The following is a 14,948-nucleotide window of genomic DNA, read 5'->3' as shown; positions in this document are numbered from 1 at the left end:
AGGTCTTTTTTATATAAAAAACAAATACGAGCAATTGAAAATCTTAATCTCCGTATAAACTCGTCAGATTTGAATGGTAATTCGCCATTTTTTTGGTAGAATGGTAACTAGCTAAACAAGGGCCAATTCCAATTTGGAAACCCCTATCTTAAGTAAAGGTAGCGAGAAGAATGATTAAAGGAATCGGAATCGATGCAGTCGAGCTGCCTCGAATGAAAGAATTAATTGAAAAAAAACCTCAGTTTATAACGCGTATTTTAACAGAGAAGGAAGCAAAATTATTTGCCCGTTTGCCCCTGAAACGTCAGGTAGAGTTCATCGGGGGGCGCTATGCCTGCAAAGAAGCGTTCTCCAAAGCTTGGGGGACGGGGATCGGCAAAGTTTCTTTTCATGATATTGAAGTCTTGACCAATGAATTCGGTGCACCGATCGTTACCAAAGCACCGCACCCTTTAGAAAAAACGTTTGTCAGTATCACCCATACAAATGATACTGCCTTTGCACAAATTATCTTAGAAGTATCGGATAGTGAGTAACCTGAGTGGAAGTCGTCACTTGGTGAAAAAACTACGATACTTTATGGACGAACAGCCGACTACATAAAACCAACTTAATTTGTTTGTCTGATCAAGCATTAGTAGAAAGAAGGAACTGGAAATGGTGGTTGCTTACCATAGACCAACGAAAGCGATTATTGATACGACCGCGATTACCGAAAACATCAAAAATGAGATTGCTCACTTACCAAGCGAGACGTTTCTTTTTGCGGTGGTAAAAGCCAATGGGTACGGGCACGGAGCGGTACAAACTGCTCAAGCAGCCAAAGAAGGCGGTGCAGCCGGTTTTTGCGTTGCGACGATCGATGAGGCAATCGAATTGCGAGAAGCAGGAATCACTGACCCGCTGCTGATTTTAGGGGTTGTGAACGTGCAAGATATTCCCTTACTTGCAGAATACGATTTTTCTTTTCCAGTCGCTTCGATGGACTGGTTGGTAGAAGCCGGTACTTATTTGGAAGAGAATCCTATAAAGACACCGCTTAAAGTACATGTCAAAGTGGATACCGGCATGGGGAGAATCGGTTTTTTGACCCCAGAAGAAGTGCTTCAAGCCGTTCTTTGGTTGGAAACTCATCCCACATTTGATTGGGAAGGAATCTTTACCCATTTCTCCACAGCCGATCAAGCTGATACAACTTATTGGGAAACACAGCACCAGCGGTTTAAAGAAGTCTTAACTGTTTTGCCTTATTTGCCGACATATATACATACAGGCAATAGCGCGACCTCCTTGTGGCACAAAGAGGCCGTTGGGAATATGGTCCGTTTTGGGATCGCGATGTATGGATTGAATCCGTCAGGTCATGCATTGAAGGAACCATTTTCCTTAAAACCAGCCCTTTCACTTGTTTCTGAACTGATCCAAGTGAAATTACTTGAAAAAGGAGCGGGGATTGGCTATGGTGAGACATATATCACGCCCCGTCAGGAATGGATCGGCACTGTGCCTATCGGTTATGCGGATGGCTGGTTACGAAAAATGCAAGGCTTCTCACTCTTAGTAGAAGGCGAACCTTGTGAAATCGTCGGTCGGGTGTGTATGGATCAACTGATGATTCGTTTGCCGCGAGCCTTTGCTGTCGGTACAACGGTCACGTTGATTGGTGAGAATCATGGGAAACGAATTACGATGCAGGATGTTGCAGACCAGTTAGAAACGATTCACTATGAAGTAGCGTGCACCCTCTCAGCAAGGGTTCCGCGAGAATATAAAAGTTAGGGTGGTCCTATGGTAAAAAGGGGAGATATTTATTTTGCCGATCTTTCACCAGTCGTTGGATCGGAGCAAGGCGGAATACGACCGGTCTTGATCATTCAAAATGACTTGGGCAATCACTTCAGTCCCACCGTGATCATTGCGGCGATCACGGCAAAAATGGCGAAGCCGAAATTACCAACCCACATTGGGATTTCCGCTTCTTGCACAGGGATTGGCAAAGACTCCGTCATTTTGATGGAACAGATCCGCACGATCGACAAAAGTCGGTTGAAAGAAAAAGTTTGTCATTTAGACGATAAAGTGATGTGTGAAGTCGATGCTGCTTTGATGATCAGTATTGGTGTGGAGCCGACCTTTGCTACATCAACGATCGAGGTGTAAGACAAGCAATGGGGTATGTAGTATTAATAGTAGTTGTCATTTTATTGATTCTCTTTACTTATAAACATATTCGCCGTTTTCTTTCAGAAACCAAAAAGCGCAACGAAACCATGGAACAAGGGTATTACCTTGTCAGTCATACATATGAAGAGAAACGGGAACAGACCCATTATTACGGCGTTTTTCAACAAGGAGACAAAGAACTGATATTAGAAATGTCACTCCAGCTTTATTTACAGCTACAGCCACCGCAACGGGGGATGTTGACCGCCAAAGAAGGCCGAGTCCTTTCTTTTGAAGGGTGATCATGTGAAGAAAGCAGTGCCCATGAGAGAGTATCTCTTCAAGGAAAAGCAAACAAGCAGGAAAGAGCTGCTCCATTTATTTCACAGGAGTTGGTTCATTCACTGCTTGTTTTTTATGACTAAAATGTTTGTGAGAGCTATTTCAAGCAAGATGGCGTGATGGATGGGAACATTGAGCATCGAAAAAATGATCAACCAGCGCAGTAGAGCAACGGTTTTGCTTTGACAAACAACCAAGGTACGGTTGCTTTTCACAAAGAATTCAGTTATAGTATGTAGCGACTAGTTTGAAAAGAGGGAAAAAAGTGAACCCATCGATTTATGGACTTACCAAATCAGATCTATCTTTGTGGATAACTGAACAAAATGAAAAGAAATTTCGAGCCAACCAAGTGTGGGAGTGGCTCTATGAAAAACGAGTAACCAGCTTTGAAGAAATGACCAATTTACCGAAACCTTTGATTGAGAAACTGACGGCAGCCTTTGTGATCAATCCCCTGAAGCAGATGGTGGTACAAGAAGCCAGTGATGGGACCGTCAAGTATTTATTTCAATTGCCCGACAATCACATGATTGAAACGGTCTTGATGCGTCAAGAGTATGGCATGTCGGTTTGTGTGACGACCCAAGTCGGTTGCAACATCGGCTGTACCTTTTGTGCCAGTGGGTTATTAAAGAAACAGCGGGATTTAACAGCAGGCGAGATCGTGGCTCAAATCATGTTAGTACAACACTATTTTGATGAACGCAACGAGGGAGAACGGGTCTCTCACGTAGTCGTCATGGGGATCGGCGAACCCTTTGATAACTATGACAATGTGATGCATTTCTTGCAGATTATTAACGACCCAAAAGGTTTAGCGATCGGTGCGCGGCATATTACCGTGTCAACCAGCGGCTTGGCGCATAAAATCAAAGAGTTTGCGGAGAACGGCTTGCAAGTGAACCTAGCGATTTCGCTGCATGCCCCAAATAATGAAGTCAGAACCTCCATGATGCGGATCAATCGGAGCTTCCCGATTGAAAAACTGATGGCAGCGGTCGATTATTATTTAGAAAAAACCAATCGTCGCATCACGTTTGAGTATATCATGCTGGATCATGTCAACGACCGACCGGAACATGCTCGTCAGTTGGCAGCATTATTGAAGGATAAAAAGAAATTGTCTTACGTCAACTTGATTCCTTATAACCCAGTGAGTGAGCATGACCAATATGCTCGAAGTAAAAAAGCCGATGTGTTAGCTTTTTATGACATTTTAAAGAAAAACGGCATCAACTGTGTGATTCGTAAAGAACATGGGACAGATATCGACGCAGCATGCGGACAGCTGCGAAGCAAACAAATGAAAAAAGAAGCTTCTGCTTCTTAAACAAAAAAAACCAAAAGAAGGACTGCACAAGCGCAGTTCTTCTTTTGGTTTTTTATTATCTAAGCAATTAAAAAACGCCTTAAAGAAAGCGTATTCCTGTAAAGAAAATTCAAAAAACATTGTTTTACAAGAAAAAAATAGATTATACTAAAAGCTGGTATTCATTAAAAATAACTTACTGTGAAAGGATGATTTGATGGAATGGATTAAATTAATTGGTATTCTAGTTATTTTAGTCGGCTTTTTGCTGAAGCTAGATACTATTGCTGTCGTAATCGTTGCTGGTTTTGTCACCGCGCTTGTATCGGGAATTTCTGTTGTTGATTTTTTAACAATGTTAGGAGAAGCGTTTGTCAATAATCGACTCGTGACACTGTTCTTGTTGACATTACCAATGGTCGGCTTGTCGGAACGTTTTGGCTTGAAACAGCAGGCCGTCATATTGATTGAAAAAATCAAAGGCTTGACACCAGGGAAGTTTTTGAGTTTGTACTTATTTATTCGGGAACTTGCTGGCTTTTTCTCTATTCGGATCCAAGGACATACGCAATTTATCCGCCCAATCGTTAACCCGATGGCGCAAGCTGCTGGGGAAAATAAATTTGGGGAACTGGATGAAAAAGATCAGGAAAAAATCAAAGCTCGGGCTGCCGCTAATGAAAATTTCGGGAATTTCTTTGCCCAAAATACCTTCGTGGCTGCTTCTGGTGTGCTGTTGATCGTAGGAACGTTGCAATCACTTGGATATGATGTGGCAGCTAGTTCGATCGCGCAAGCATCATTGCCGATCGCATTGATCGTCTTAGTTATTGCCACGTTATCGAACTTGCTCTTTGATCGCAAATTAGCAAAAAAATATGGCAAGAAGGAGGAGAAATAGATGGAAGGAATCGTTAACGGATTACTAGAATTCTTTTATATCTTGATTGGGCTGCTGTCGATCATGACGGCTGTCCGGGTTTTTCGTGAAGCAGACCATCCTACACGATTAGGCACCTCTGCCTTTTGGTTACTGCTAGGGGTCGTCTTTGCTTTCGGAAATTTTTTGCCGTATCTTGTGGACGGAATTTTGATCGTTTTGATGGGCTGTTTGACCTTCTTCAAACAAGTACAGATCGGTAAAATCGTCGACGTTGATGATGAAAAAGCCGAAGCGTCAGCAAAACGGATCGGTAGTACGATCTTCGTACCATGTATCAGCTTGGCATTGATCGCTGTGGTGATTTCTTATACACCATTAGGGGGCCAAGTGGGGATCGGGATCGCGTCGATCTTAGCACTCTTGTTGGCAGTCGTGCTAACTTCCGCTAAACCAAAAACAGTGTTAGACGATTCCGACCGGATGCTTCGCCAAGTCGGAACTGCCGGTATCTTGCCGCAGTTATTAGCAGCACTAGGTGTCATTTTTAACGCTGCTGGTGTTGGTGATGTGATTTCTCAAGGAATCTCTGGCGTCGTGCCAGAAGGCAATCGTTTTATCGGTGTCGTGGCTTACTGTTTAGGAATGATGATCTTTACTATGATCATGGGAAATGGCTTTGCAGCATTTACCGTTATAACTGCCGGTATTGGCGTACCTTTCGTAATGGCGCAAGGCGGCGATCCAGTTGTTGCTGGCGCTTTAGCAATGACCGCTGGTTTTTGCGGCACGTTGCTGACCCCGATGGCAGCCAATTTCAATGCACTGCCAGTGGCTTTGTTAGAGATGAAAGACCCTAATGGTGTCATTAAAGCACAAGCCCCAATTGCTTTATTATTGTTAGTGATCCACATCGCTTTAATGTACTTTTGGGCATTTTAGTGGTAAAACAGAGATGGAAGGATGATGGAAATGAAACTATTAATTACCGGATTTGATCCATTTGGCGGAGAAGCAATCAATCCTGCCTTAGAAGCAGTGAAATTACTGCCAGATACAATTCATGGTGCACAGATCGTGAAAGCAGAGATCCCCACTGTATTTGGGAAATCAGCGGCGATCGTCGAAGAGAAAATTGAAGAGGTCCACCCAGATGTCGTCTTAAACATCGGTCAAGCGGGCGGCCGGTTTGCCATCTCACCAGAACGAGTGGCAATCAATGTGGATGATGCCCGGATTCCTGATAATGAAGGCAATCAACCCGTCGATGAAGCGATCCAAACAGAAGGAAAGCCTGCCTACTTCACACAACTGCCAATCAAAGCAATGGTAGAAAATATGAAAAAAGCAGGAATACCTGCAGCCGTTTCTAATACTGCTGGAACTTTCGTCTGCAACCACATCATGTATCAAGTACAATACATGATCGATACAAAATACCCTGAAATGAAAGGCGGTTTTATTCACGTGCCATTTATTCCTCAGCAAGTCGTCGATAAAGCAGGACAGCCTGCAATGAGCATCGAAGACATCGCCAAAGGATTAACTGCAGCAGTGGAAGCTATCGTTGATTATGCCGACAAAGAAGATTTAAAAGCGATTGGCGGCGCGATCCATTAATCATTGAAGGACATCCTTTCGAGGACAAAACAAAAGTTCTTAAAATGAAAAGACCTGATCAGTAAGCATGCGATCAGGTCTTTTTTGTCTGAATTTGATAAGAAATCATCCTTGTTTTCTGCATGTTTACTTTTCTATCAGACATTTCTCATTTTGATGACTGAAATGAAAAAAGCAGACAGAAAATGAATGTAAGTTACATTTAACCATGTTTTTTTATTATTTTTTTCGCTTTATTTCTTATAAATAAAGAAAGGAAAAATAGCATTTAACGAATGTTTGATGAGAGTAAGGTAAGTAAATACCAAGAAAACTTTCTTCCAAAGGTGTTTTTTATCGAAAAAGGGATTGCTTTTTTAATAATTATTAATTAAAATCTTATCTAACTTCAGAAATCGAATGATTATTCTGAAAATTAATTCAATTAAGGGGTAGGACAGGATGAAAAATAAATGGGCCTATGGTTTAGTAGCTGTGTGTGGCGTGGTGTTAGCCGGCTGTACAACAGGCGGAACAAATAGTTCAAGCAATGACACAGCAACTAGCGGCGATAGCAACGCAGAACAAGTATTTAACGTAGTGGTTTCACAAGAAATGCCAAGTGCGGATCTTTCATTAGCAACCGATACGATCAGCTTCAGTGCATTGAACAATGTATATGAAGGCCTGTATCGTTTGGATGCTGACAGCACACCACAACCTGCTGGTGCAGCTGAAGCAGCTGAAGTCAGCGAGGATGGACTAACTTACAAGATCAAATTGCGTGAAGATGCGAAATGGTCAAATGGTGACCCTGTTACAGCAGCGGATTATGTTTATGGCTGGCAACGGACGGTCAAACCTGAAACTGCATCAGAATATGCGTATCTATTTTCACCAGTCAAAAATGCGGATGCCATCACAGCTGGCGATACGGATCCATCAGAGCTAGGCATCAAAGCAGTGGGGGATTACGAATTAGAAATCACCCTAGAAAAAGCAACACCTTACTTTGATTACTTATTAGCATTCCCATCATTCTTCCCACAAAATCAAAAAGTAGTGGAAGAAAATGGCGATCAATATGCATCAACAAGCGACAATGCCGTTTATAATGGACCATTTGTCCTGACTGGTTTTGATGGACCAGGAACGGATACAGAATGGGCTTATGAAAAGAACGATCAGTATTGGGACAAAGACACTGTTAAATTACAAACGATCAACGTAAGCGTCGTGAAAGAATCCTCAACTGCCTTGAATCTTTTCCAAGATGGTCAAGCAGATGATGTCATCCTAACAGGTGAACTGGCGCAACAGATGGCTAACGACGAAGCATTCGTTTCTCAACCAGAAGCAACGACTTCTTACTTAGAATTGAATCAACGTGATGAAGATTCACCTTTCCGTAACGAAAATTTGCGTAAAGCAATCTCTTATGCGATCGACCGTGATGCCTTAGTAACATCGATCTTAGGTGATGGTTCAATTGCTTCAAGTGGTTTGGTTCCAGAAGGCATGACTTTCAGCCCTGGCGATCATACAGACTTCACAGAAGCAGCTGGCAGCGTCATTAGCTACGATCAAGAGAAAGCAAAAGAATATTGGGAAAAAGCCAAAGAAGAATTAGGAATCGATTCATTAGAATTTGATATCTTAGCTTCTGATACAGACTCAACCAAGAAAATCATTGAGTACTTGCAAGACACGATCGAAAAAACATTGGACGGTGTGAAAGTCACGTTAAGTCCAGTTCCATTCTCTGTTCGTTTGGATCGTTCAAATGCGGGTGATTTTGATACAGTAATGGGCGGTTGGGGTGCTGACTATGCCGATGCAAGTAGCTTTACTGACTTGTTTACGACAGGTAACTCATACAACCGTGGTCAATGGAGCAGTGAAGAATACGATGCAGCTGTAAAAGCAGCAGGTACGACCAATGCCAATGACCCTGACAAACGTTGGGAAGATTTAGTCAATGCAGAAAAAATCATTATGAATGAACAAGGTGTCATTCCAGTTTATCAAAAAGCGGAAGCACATTTACGTGCAACAAAAGTCAAAGGTGTTGTTGCTCACGCAGCGGGCGCACAATACGACTACAAGTGGACATCAATCGAATAATCACGAGTAGTTGACTTGAAATGCCGAAGAAAAGGCTGGGACAATTTCTTGTCTCAGCCTTTTGCTTCTCATTTCAATGAGTAAAAATATAAGAGTGAAATTAACTAGTAGCAATCATTAAAAAGAGCAATGAAAGGAATAACAAGAAGACACCAGGCCATAACCAAAAGGCGTAACTCTGTTTGCCGACTTGGGATAATTTCAGATAATCTGTTTTATTTTTGGAAAAAGCTTTCTTCATGGAATATTGAAAATGGTCAAAGAAACCAGAAGCAAATACCCATAAAAAACCGCCAATGATCAAAAAGAACAGCGCCCACAAGAAAAGGGCATCTGAAAGAGCTGCTATGGAAAATTCATTTTTTATGGCTAACCATCCGCCAGAAATTGCGAGGCATAGGAGGGGTATGAGCCCACTACTTTTTTTTATTTTCATGATCTGACTCCTTTTTAATGATTCGTACTATGTTAATTTACATAATTATTGAATAGAAGTCAAAATACTTAAGGGGGAAACTGCGTGAACAGCTTTTTGAAATATTTATTGAAACGAGTGTTCTACATGGTCTTAACATTATGGCTGATTGCCACGATCACCTTTTTCTTGATGCAATTTTTGCCAGGAACACCATATACGAATGCTGAAAAATTAAGTCCAGAACAAATTGCCTTGCTAAATGAGCAAGCAGGATTGGACAAACCGATCATTACCCAATATTGGCTTTATTTGACCAATCTACTAAAAGGTGACTTTGGGATCTCTTTCCAATTTAAAAACCAGCCAGTAGCGAATTTATTATCAGGAAGAATCGGACCTTCACTGCAACTAGGACTACAAGCGATCATCTTTGGTACCTTCTTTGGGATTATTTTAGGAACGATCTCTGCAATGAAGCAAAATACTTGGGTCGACACAACGTCTACCTTAGTGGCGATCTTAGGGCGTTCGATCCCTAACTTTGTCTTTGCCGTTTTGCTGCAATATATTTTTGCCATCAAACTAGGGATCTTGCCGATTGCCAAGTGGGAGACCTTTGCCAGCACGATCTTACCGACCGTCGCCTTAGCGATGTCGCCGTTAGCGGATTCCGCTAGGTTTATTCGAACCGAGATGGTGGAAGTGCTGCATAGTGATTATGTCGAGTTGGCACGAGCAAAAGGTTTGAGCCGCTGGGAAATTGCCTTCAAGCACGGTTTGCGGAATAGTTTGATTCCGTTATTGACGTTGTTAGGACCGCTAGCTGTCGGTTTGATGACTGGTTCCCTTGTCGTAGAAAATATTTTTGCGATCCCGGGTATCGGTGAACAGTTCGTAAAATCAATCATGACCAATGACTATCCGACGATCATGGCGGTAACGATCCTTTATTCCGCAATGTTGGTCTTTGTGATTCTTGTTGTTGATATTTTATATGGAATCGTTGATCCGCGGATCCGAGTTTCAGAAGGGAGTCGTGGCTAATGGCAGAGAAACCTTACACAGCAAATGATGTTGCTGCCATCGATGCAGCCAAATTTCAACCGTTACAAAAAAATACCAATGAAGAGCGTGAAGCGATCGCAACCCCCTCATTAACCTTTTTCCAAGATTCGTGGCGTCGTTTGAAAAAGAACAAAGCCGCTGTTTTCTCAATCGTTTTGTTGCTGATCATTATTACGATCTCAATCATTACCATTTTTGTCTCGCCACATGATCCGACCGCGCAAAATGTGACCTTTACAAATCTGCCGCCGAAAATTCCCGGTATCAACATCAATGGCTTAAACGGCTATGCGATGGTGGGAGGCGAGCTAGTAGATAAGTATGCAGCTGCCAATGTACCTGACGGGACATATTTCCTTTTAGGAACGGATGGATTAGGTCGTGACTTATTGAGTCGTCTATTTGTAGGGACACGTATCTCCTTATTGATTGCGTTTATCGCAGCGATGCTAGATATCATCTTTGGTGTAACCTATGGTTTGATCTCTGGTCTTTTAGGTGGACGAATCGATAATGTGATGCAACGTTTCCTAGAAATCTTATCAGGTATTCCCAACTTAGTGGTAATGATCTTAATGCTGGTAGTTTTCGAACCTGGGATCTTCTCGATCGTGGCAGCAATGGCGATCACTAACTGGATTCCAATGGCGCGGATCGTACGGGCCCAAACAATGAAACTAAAAGATCAGGAATTCGTTTTAGCCGCAACAACGCTGGGGGAAAGCCGTCTCAAGATTGCGATGAAACACGTATTACCAAATATTTCCAGCGTGATCATCGTACAAATGATGTTCAGTATTCCCTCGGCGATTTTCTTCGAGGCCTTCCTAAGCTTTATTGGGCTAGGATTAAAACCACCTTCAGCATCTTTAGGGATGCTACTAAGCGATGGCTACAAAACCTTCTTGTTCCTGCCTTACCAAATGTGGGTACCGGCTGTGACCTTGTCTGTGATTATGATTGGGTTCAATTTGCTGGCAGACGGTTTGCGTGATGCCTTTGATCCGAAAATGAAAGAGTGATTGCTATGAAAAAAGTCTTAGAAGTGAAAAACTTAGAAATTTCTTTTGACACCTTTGCTGGGAAAGTCCAAGCAATCCGCGATGTCAGTTTCGATCTATACAAAGGAGAAACCTTGGCGATCGTGGGCGAATCCGGGAGCGGCAAGTCCGTGACAACCCGCAGTATCATGGGGTTGTTAGCCAGCAATGCCAATGTCGATAATGGCCAGATCCTCTTCAATGGGACGGACATTTTGAAAAAATCCGAAAAAGAACTGCAAAAAATCCGTGGCAAGGAAATCGCCATGATTTTCCAAGATCCAATGACTTCACTAGACCCAACGATGCCGATTGGCAAGCAAGTGGCAGAGTCATTGATGAAGCACAACAAAATCAGTAAAAAAGAGGGCTTGCGACAAGCGTTGGAATTACTGAACCTTGTCGGCATCCCGAATGCTGAGAAACGCTTGAAAAATTATCCGCATCAATTTTCGGGTGGTCAGCGGCAGCGGATCGTTATTGCGATCGCGCTGATCTGTTACCCACAGATCTTAATTGCAGATGAACCGACGACTGCATTGGATGTAACGATCCAAGCACAGATCTTAGAGTTATTAAAAGATATTCAGAAGAAAATCAATTCGTCCATCGTCTTTATCACCCATGACTTGGGTGTCGTTGCCAATGTGGCTGACCGAGTAGCCGTGATGTATGGTGGGAAAATCGTCGAAGTGGGCACCGCAGAAGAAATCTTCTACAACCCGCAACATCCATACACCTGGGGCTTGTTGGGTTCGATGCCAACGTTAGAAGGGACAGGCGATCGTTTGTACGCGATTCCTGGTTCACCGCCGGATCTGTTGGACCCGCCAACCGGGGACGCTTTTTATCCACGAAACGAATTTGCTTTGCAGATCGATGCAGAACAGCAACCGCCGTTCTTTGATGTTTCACCGACCCACAAAGCAGCAACGTGGCTGTTAGCGCCGCAAGCACCGAAGGTAACTCCGCCGGATGAGATCTTGATTCGCTGGAAAAAATTCCAAGAAAAAAATACTCAGGCATCTGTCTAAAGGAGGAGAAACGGTTGGAAAAAGTTTTACTTGAAGTAAAGAATCTCAAACAATATTTTAACGTTGGCCGCAAAGACGAAGTCAAAGCCGTCGATGATATCTCCTTCCAAATCTATGAAGGAGAAACCTTTGGTCTAGTAGGTGAATCCGGAAGCGGAAAATCGACCACTGGACGGACGGTGATTCGTTTGAATAATCCTACCGGAGGCGAAGTTCTTTTTGATGGACAAGATGTTATGAAAATCAAAGGCAAGAAACCGCTGGCTGATTTTCGCCGGGAAGTTCAAATGGTCTTCCAAGATCCTTATGCCTCCTTGAATCCACGGATGAAAGTTCGCGACATTATTGCCGAAGGGATCGATATCAACGGATTAGCTAAAAATGAAAAAGAACGTAATGATCGGGTGGATGAACTCTTGCGAACCGTCGGACTAAACCCAAGTCATGGGACCCGTTATCCTCATGAATTTTCAGGGGGACAACGTCAGCGGATCGGAATCGCCCGAGCATTAGCCGTCGATCCAAAATTCATCATTTGTGATGAACCGATCTCGGCATTGGATGTTTCGATCCAAGCCCAAGTTGTCAACTTGCTGCAAGATCTGCAAGAAGAACATAAATTGACGTACTTGTTTATCGCCCATGATTTATCGATGGTCAAACACATCAGCGATCGGATCGGCGTGATGCACAACGGCAAACTGCTAGAAGTAGGAACCAGTGATGAAATCTATCATTACGGGGTCCATCCGTATACTGAAAGTCTTTTATCAGCGATTCCGCTGCCAGATCCTGACCATGAGCGTCAACGCAAACGGATCAAATACGTCAGCGAACCAAACGATAACCAAGAACGAGCAATGGAAGAGATCGCACCAGGACATTTCGTTTATGCCACGAAACAAGAAGCCAAGATCTACCAAGAAAAGTTAGCACAAAAAAAGGGGAACTAGCGTCAAAGGTATAGGGAGTGTTAGGAGGAGATGAAACTGGGTGTTTTAAAAGCATACAAATTTCGGATCTATCCTAATGGACAGCAAAAACAGTTTTTCATCGAAACCTTCGGCTGTGTTCGGTTTACGTACAATCAACTGCTGGAGGCGAAGATGGAGGAGCTGGCCAACAATGAAGCAAAGCAAGGGTTGACGCCAGCCAAACTAAAAAAGGAGTATCCTTTTTTGAAGGAGACCGATAGTTTGGCATTGGCGAATGCACAAAGGAATCTGGACCGAGCGTTTCGAAATTACTTTCAAAAGCGGGCTGGCTTTCCAAAAATGAAAACCAAAAAAAGTATTTGGCAATCGTATACTACGAATAATCAGCAGCACACCATTTACTTTGAAGAGGATCAAATCAAGCTGCCAAAGCTCAAAACACTGGTTCCAGTAAAAAAGCATCGGGAGATCAAAGGGAAAATCAAATCGGCAACGATCTCAGCGAAAAACAATGAAGAGTTTTATATCTCGATTCTTTGTTTGGAAGAGATCACACCACTCCCGAAACAGCAAGCGTCTATCGCGGTTGTTTATGATCCGCAGCAGCTGATCAAAGCCAACCAATCGGTACCGGTCACTTGTGAGCATGCGATCCAAACAAAACAGAAGCTGACACGAGCAGAACGCAAACTTCAGGTGAAAGCTACGGCGGTCAAACGGAAAAAAATCCTTTTGACTCAGGCACGAAATTATCAGAAGCTAAAAGGAAAAGTCGCTCGCCTCTATCGTTTTCACTGCTGTCAAAAGCGGGAATTCATCGATCAAGTCAGTTATCATCTCGTAAAACAGTACGATACAATCTATTTGGAACAAATTGCTGAAGAAACGGTTCTAAAAGCCGGTCATTACAGCATCAGCGATTGGCATCAGTTTGTTCGCAAAATCCAGTACAAAGCGCAGTGGTACGGCAAAGAACTGCGTTTTGTCACGTTGGACACGCAAGACCAACAGAAGCTAGAGCGGCTCTCAGGCGAAATGAGCAGCTGATCTGCTTGAACTGGAAGGAACGCCAGGGATCGCCTAGGGTATAGAAAAAATCTTTATGATTTTTGTTTCTAGGAACCACGTTCACTAATTATGATTAACCAGCAACCCCCTGCCAAACTATGGTTTAGCAGGGGGTTGTATTTTTTTTACATTTTATCACCTAAAAATGCGTCATTTAAGCGATAGATCTTTGAGGGACGCCCGATGCCAACGGGCTTTTCGCCGACCTCCGTAAAATATTGAAGCATGGATTTTTTAAAGTTGGAATGATCGATCATTTTAAAATCGATCCCTAAAAACTTGGCGAATACTTTACGGGCTTCCGTGATCGTAAAGTCTTTGCCTAACACAAGAAGCACTTGCGGCTCGTGCTCCATCTTATTGGCAACCCGTTTGAAGGCTTTGAGAATGATCGCGCTGTGGTCAAAAGCCAGCGTATCTTTTCCAACAGAGGCACCAGTCACCAGGTCAAGAATGATCTCGATCTCACCGCTGGTCAAATAGATTTGATTGGCTTTTCTTTCCAGAGAAAACCAGCGTACCTGATTCGCATCGTCCCCAGCACTTAAGGGCTCTTCACCAATAAATGCCAAATAGCTGACGGTGATTACCCACCCACGTGGATCACGACCAGGGGTGCTGAAGGTGTGCAGCTGTTCGATGTTTTGTTTGGAGATAGTGACCCCGATCTCTTCTTGGGTCTCACGGATCACACTTTGACCTGTCGATTCATTCGGATTGACGAAGCCCCCCGGCAATGCCCAAGAATTGCGGAAGGGATGGCCTTTTCTTTGGATCAGCGCAATTTTGAGTTGTTCTTCTTCTTTGTTGTAACACATCAACACCATATCGACGGTTACGGAGGGTTTCTCGTATTTCGGCTGATCTTGTGCCTGATACCACGTAAGAAAGTCTGCTTCAGAAGCTTCTTTCTCATAGTAGTGTTTTTCAGCTGATTTTGAGGTAAATTCTTTCATTGGTTTCTCCTG

At 43.1% G+C, this 14,948-nt stretch carries 16 protein-coding genes; 14 read left to right on the top strand and 2 right to left on the bottom strand.

Going from position 1 to position 14,948, the window contains the following annotated elements; all coding sequences use genetic code 11:
• The first annotated feature begins 170 nt into the window (after window positions 1-170).
• The 9 genes from acpS to A5877_RS06610 all read left to right on the top strand — a co-directional run bounded on the left by acpS (window position 171) and on the right by A5877_RS06610 (window position 8,420).
• Window positions 171-536, top strand: coding sequence for a holo-ACP synthase (gene acpS, locus A5877_RS06650; RefSeq protein ID WP_061053330.1), 366 nt, complete (start codon window positions 171-173; stop codon window positions 534-536).
• A gap of 121 nt (window positions 537-657) precedes the next feature.
• Window positions 658-1,779, top strand: coding sequence for an alanine racemase (gene alr, locus A5877_RS06645; protein WP_061053329.1), 1,122 nt, complete (start codon window positions 658-660; stop codon window positions 1,777-1,779).
• 9 nt (window positions 1,780-1,788) lie between these two features.
• Window positions 1,789-2,160, top strand: a complete 372-nt coding sequence (locus A5877_RS06640; RefSeq protein ID WP_005227961.1) for a type II toxin-antitoxin system PemK/MazF family toxin — start codon at window positions 1,789-1,791, stop codon at window positions 2,158-2,160.
• 8 nt (window positions 2,161-2,168) lie between these two features.
• Window positions 2,169-2,465, top strand: a complete 297-nt coding sequence (locus A5877_RS06635) for a hypothetical protein (protein WP_016612926.1) — start codon at window positions 2,169-2,171, stop codon at window positions 2,463-2,465.
• Window positions 2,466-2,770: 305 nt separating this feature from the next.
• Complete coding sequence (rlmN, locus tag A5877_RS06630; protein WP_010749104.1) at window positions 2,771-3,838, top strand: 23S rRNA (adenine(2503)-C(2))-methyltransferase RlmN; 1,068 nt, start codon at window positions 2,771-2,773, stop codon at window positions 3,836-3,838.
• Window positions 3,839-4,034: 196 nt separating this feature from the next.
• Window positions 4,035-4,718, top strand: a complete 684-nt coding sequence (locus tag A5877_RS06625; RefSeq protein ID WP_005233676.1) for a DUF969 domain-containing protein — start codon at window positions 4,035-4,037, stop codon at window positions 4,716-4,718.
• Window positions 4,719-5,639 carry a DUF979 domain-containing protein gene (locus tag A5877_RS06620; protein ID WP_005233677.1) on the top strand — a complete coding sequence of 307 codons (921 nt, stop codon included), beginning with the start codon at window positions 4,719-4,721 and terminating at the stop codon, window positions 5,637-5,639.
• A 30-nt stretch (window positions 5,640-5,669) separates the two neighbouring features.
• Complete coding sequence (gene pcp, locus A5877_RS06615; protein WP_008379428.1) at window positions 5,670-6,317, top strand: pyroglutamyl-peptidase I; 648 nt, start codon at window positions 5,670-5,672, stop codon at window positions 6,315-6,317.
• Between the two features lie 441 nt (window positions 6,318-6,758).
• Window positions 6,759-8,420, top strand: a complete 1,662-nt coding sequence (locus tag A5877_RS06610) for a peptide ABC transporter substrate-binding protein (RefSeq protein ID WP_005233679.1) — start codon at window positions 6,759-6,761, stop codon at window positions 8,418-8,420.
• A gap of 100 nt (window positions 8,421-8,520) precedes the next feature.
• Here the strand turns inward: A5877_RS06610 and A5877_RS06605 are convergent, their stop codons facing one another.
• Window positions 8,521-8,856: a DUF3899 domain-containing protein gene (locus A5877_RS06605; RefSeq protein ID WP_005227990.1), complete on the bottom strand. Its 336-nt coding sequence runs from the start codon at window positions 8,854-8,856 to the stop codon at window positions 8,521-8,523.
• Between the two features lie 84 nt (window positions 8,857-8,940).
• Here A5877_RS06605 and opp3b point away from each other — a divergent pair, with 84 nt between their 5' ends.
• Genes opp3b through A5877_RS06580 form a run of 5 tightly spaced genes read left to right on the top strand, consistent with a single transcriptional unit; the run spans window position 8,941 to window position 13,959 of the window.
• A complete protein-coding gene (opp3b, locus tag A5877_RS06600; RefSeq protein WP_005233681.1) occupies window positions 8,941-9,882 on the top strand; it encodes an oligopeptide ABC transporter permease in 942 nt (313 codons plus the stop codon).
• A complete protein-coding gene (locus tag A5877_RS06595) occupies window positions 9,882-10,925 on the top strand; it encodes an ABC transporter permease (RefSeq protein ID WP_005233683.1) in 1,044 nt (347 codons plus the stop codon). Before opp3b ends, A5877_RS06595 begins: the two co-directional genes overlap by 1 nt.
• A complete protein-coding gene (locus A5877_RS06590; protein ID WP_216593164.1) occupies window positions 10,925-11,977 on the top strand; it encodes an ABC transporter ATP-binding protein in 1,053 nt (350 codons plus the stop codon). The genes A5877_RS06595 and A5877_RS06590 overlap by 1 nt, the downstream gene beginning before the upstream one ends.
• Before the next feature lie 14 nt (window positions 11,978-11,991).
• On the top strand, window positions 11,992-12,930 hold the full coding sequence (locus A5877_RS06585; protein ID WP_005233685.1) for an ABC transporter ATP-binding protein: 939 nt from the start codon (window positions 11,992-11,994) through the stop codon (window positions 12,928-12,930).
• Between the two features lie 30 nt (window positions 12,931-12,960).
• Window positions 12,961-13,959, top strand: a complete 999-nt coding sequence (locus tag A5877_RS06580; protein ID WP_008379437.1) for an RNA-guided endonuclease TnpB family protein — start codon at window positions 12,961-12,963, stop codon at window positions 13,957-13,959.
• A 146-nt stretch (window positions 13,960-14,105) separates the two neighbouring features.
• On the opposite strand, the gene A5877_RS06575 is transcribed toward A5877_RS06580, so the two are convergent.
• Window positions 14,106-14,936: an NUDIX hydrolase gene (locus tag A5877_RS06575; RefSeq protein ID WP_005233702.1), complete on the bottom strand. Its 831-nt coding sequence runs from the start codon at window positions 14,934-14,936 to the stop codon at window positions 14,106-14,108.
• Window positions 14,937-14,948 lie beyond the last annotated feature (12 nt).

This window comes from Enterococcus sp. 3C7_DIV0644 (assembly GCF_002141235.1).
Taxonomy (GTDB): domain Bacteria; phylum Bacillota; class Bacilli; order Lactobacillales; family Enterococcaceae; genus Enterococcus_D; species Enterococcus_D entomosocium.
The sequence above is the reverse complement of the archived record's forward strand: the minus strand, read 5'-3'. Positions and strand labels throughout refer to the sequence as shown.